A 3,274-nucleotide genomic window follows, 5' to 3' on the forward strand; every position below is an offset into this window, starting at 1 on the left:
CATACCTACGGCAAGGCGATGTTAATGCGGATTGAAGAGATTTTTGAAGAGTATAAATCTTCCTAGGATAAAGCAAAACGCATAATATCAAGGGTTTTAAACACTTGATATTATGCGTTTTCTGATGTTAAAGACTTTCTACCAGGTTTTTTGAAGCATAATTGTTAGTTGTAGTCATTTATTATTCTTCAAAGAAAAATGGTGGGGCGAATTTTTTCAGTTCTTCAAAGCACTTTTGAGCAGCATCTGCATCTTCACAGATGATAAGACAGACATCATCACCACAAAGGGTAGCGATAGCGTCAGGGAAGCTCAAAGCATCAATGATAGAACCAAAGGATTGAGCCAGTCCAGGAAGGGTTTTTAGTAGGACTTGGTGTTGAACTGGGCGCATCAAGACAAGGGCGTCTTCCATGTAGAGTTCGAGACGTTTTTCCCATTTTGAGATGGAACCATTATTAAGAACATAATAAGCGTTATCTTCTTCGCGGACTTTTGACAGGTTCATATTTTTGATGTCGCGTGAGAGGGTTGCCTGGGTCACTTGAATGTCGTTCTCAGCAAGAAGGGACTGTAATTCAGCCTGTGTATGAATCTTGTTTTTTGCGACAAGAGCGCGTATGAGTTGGTGGCGGTGTTCTGATTTATTCATAATAATGTAACTCCTTTTAGCAAGGTATGGTAAGCGTGGACTGAGTGAGGTCGACAGTCAAGTGGTAGTCGGTATTGTCACGTATGGTGATTTCAAAGTCAGTAGTATAGAGGACTAAACGAAGAGTATCTCCTTCTTTTAGCTTATAAATAGTAGGTTGCAGTTCAAATTGGATATCCATCCATTCATCTGCAGTAATATCCTCTACTAACAGTAGATCAGTTCTATTTTGTAAATTAAGGTAACCTTTTGTCACGACTCGTTGTGCATTTGGTCTAAATGGCAATTCACAGAGATTTTCCAACATGTAGTAGCGTCCATTATCAATGGTTCTAGCACCTAAAACAGCAGGATAAGGTTGTAGATATTTCTTCTGTCCAAATTCCAGTAGTTGAGCAGATAAGAGCCCCTTGTTTGTGCTGGATTTGATCCGAAGATTGAGTTGAGCTCGACCGTTCAAGTGAAGATCTTTGGTTACAGGAAGGTCAATAGTAATCTGATTGGCTTTTCCTTGATAGAGTTCCGTATTGAAGGTCTGGTAGGTTTTTCCATAGCGCTCAAAATCCTCATCTGGGTACTGGTTTTGAATAGCTTGCTCTTCTTGACCAAGTGAGAAAATTTCTGAGCTTTCTTGATTTCCAAAGTAAGAAAGAGTCTGCCAAGTCTGAGGAGCTGTATTGTCCTGCCAAATGACAGTAGGAAGTTGGAAATCTGTATCTTGTCCCAGTAATTTTTTAGTCAATAAGGCATTCATGGATTCACGGAAGTCAATTGATTGCCAATTGTTCATATACACATGGGCGCCATTATGGAAAAAGAGGTGCTTATTTCTATGAGTAGGAAGCGCATGGAACATCTGGTAAACATGAAGTGGTTTGACATTCCAATCCTGAGAACCATGAGTAAAGACAAGCTCTGCCTTTACTTTATGGGCATTGAGCAGATAATTGCGGTCATGCCAAAACTGGTTATAGTCCCCAGTTTTTCGATCTAGCTGAGCTTTCACTTTTTCTAAGTCAGCTTGGTGAGCTTTATTGCCACGGATATAGTCGCCAGCCAAGAGATTACGAGAATAGGTTAGTTCAGCAAGGGAGTCAAAGTCCTCACCTGGATAACCACCTGGGCTAGTCACCAGACCGTTTTCACGGTAGTAGTTGTACCATGAAGAAATGCCAGCCTCAGCAATGATAACCTCTAAACCATCGATACCTGTAGTCGCCAGACCATTGGACATGGTACCTAGATAGGAAAGTCCAGTTGTAGCTACTTTTCCGTTTGACCAGTCAGCCTTGACTTGACGCTGGCGCGTATGGTCGGTAAAGGCACGGCAACGGCCATTTAGCCAATCAATGACATTTTTATAAGCCTCGATTTGCTGGTAGTCTCCGTTAGTCATGAAACCAGTAGAGTCTTTGGTACCAACACCTGAAACATAGAGATTGGCAAAACCTCGTGGAAGGAAATAGTCATTAAGAATACAGCTAGAGTTGATGTGACTTAGCTTTTCCTCAGCTTCAGCCACAAGCTCAGCTTGACCTTGAGGTTGGACGAGATTGAGTTGAGGTTCCTCTAGTTCAATCTTATGAGCAGGTTTAACCTCAAGCTCGCCCTCCATCTTGTAGAGAGCCTTATCGCTTGCCTTGTCATTGGTTCCCTGATGATAAGGGCTGGCTGTCATGATGGCAGGGATTTTTCCATCAAAACGAGGACGAATAATGCTGACCTTGACTAAGTCTGGAAGACCTTTTTGGTCAGTATCGACACGAGACTCAACGTAAACCACTTCACGAATGACATCATGGCTGGAAAAAGTTGCTAAACTTTTGCCGTTAAAGTAGTGATAGTCATTATCCTCCGGAATAAGACCATCACTAACAAGTTGGTCGATAAGAGTATTTCCCTTTTTGGTGCGAGTATTGAGTAACTGATAAAGATTTTCAATCAAGTCACCATATATAATGGGAAATCCAGTTTCTTTACGAAAAACGTCACTATCTTCGAAGTCAACCAAATAAGAAAAGCCTAAAAGTTGAAAAGCAACAGTATAAAAAATATCTGCTGTCAAGTCTTTGTCAGATTTGAAAAAAGTTAATATGTTAGTTTCTTTATCTACAGCCAAGCAGAAGAGTGGATAGTCGGTGTTCTCATAAGTGAAAAATAAGCGACGTAAAAAAGTTTCCAGTAATTCCTTGGGATTGGCTGTGTTTTGTAAATCAAAGCCACATTTTTTTAGTTCAGATAAGATATTTTCTTTTGGAAAAGTGATATAACTATATTGATTAAAACGCATAGAACCTCCATATAGAATGATAGTTAAGGGTATTATATCAAAAAAAAAGCAGAAAGGGAATTGTTAACTGCAAAAGGAAATAATCCAATAAAAATGAATAAAGTACTAAATTCAACATAGAGAACAGTGTAACAATAGACATAATAGGTATAATATAAAAATTCTAGGAGATTTATATTGTATGTTTTCTGTTTTATGTATAATATAGTATAAATATAAAAACGATGGCAAAAATACAAATGAATAGAAAGTAAATTAGTAAGCTGATGAAATTTTTCTCAAGAGAAGCCTTTTATAGGTGAAAATGGTATAATCCCGACTTTATCACTTAA

General features: G+C 38.9%; 2 protein-coding genes. Both read right to left on the minus strand.

Annotated elements, in window-relative coordinates:
* Positions 1-181: 181 nt before the first annotated feature.
* The gene (locus tag HT719_RS09415) at positions 182-652 is read right to left on the minus strand and encodes an arginine repressor (RefSeq protein WP_172929003.1); all 471 of its coding nucleotides are present in this window, start codon (positions 650-652) and stop codon (positions 182-184) included.
* A 16-nt stretch (positions 653-668) separates the two neighbouring features.
* Positions 669-2,942, minus strand: coding sequence for a Xaa-Pro dipeptidyl-peptidase (locus tag HT719_RS09420; RefSeq protein ID WP_172929005.1), 2,274 nt, complete (start codon positions 2,940-2,942; stop codon positions 669-671).
* Between the last annotated feature and the right edge of the window lie 332 nt (positions 2,943-3,274).

It is taken from the genome of Streptococcus sp. k-378, from assembly GCF_013277505.1.
GTDB classification, from domain to species: Bacteria; Bacillota; Bacilli; order Lactobacillales; family Streptococcaceae; genus Streptococcus; species Streptococcus pseudopneumoniae.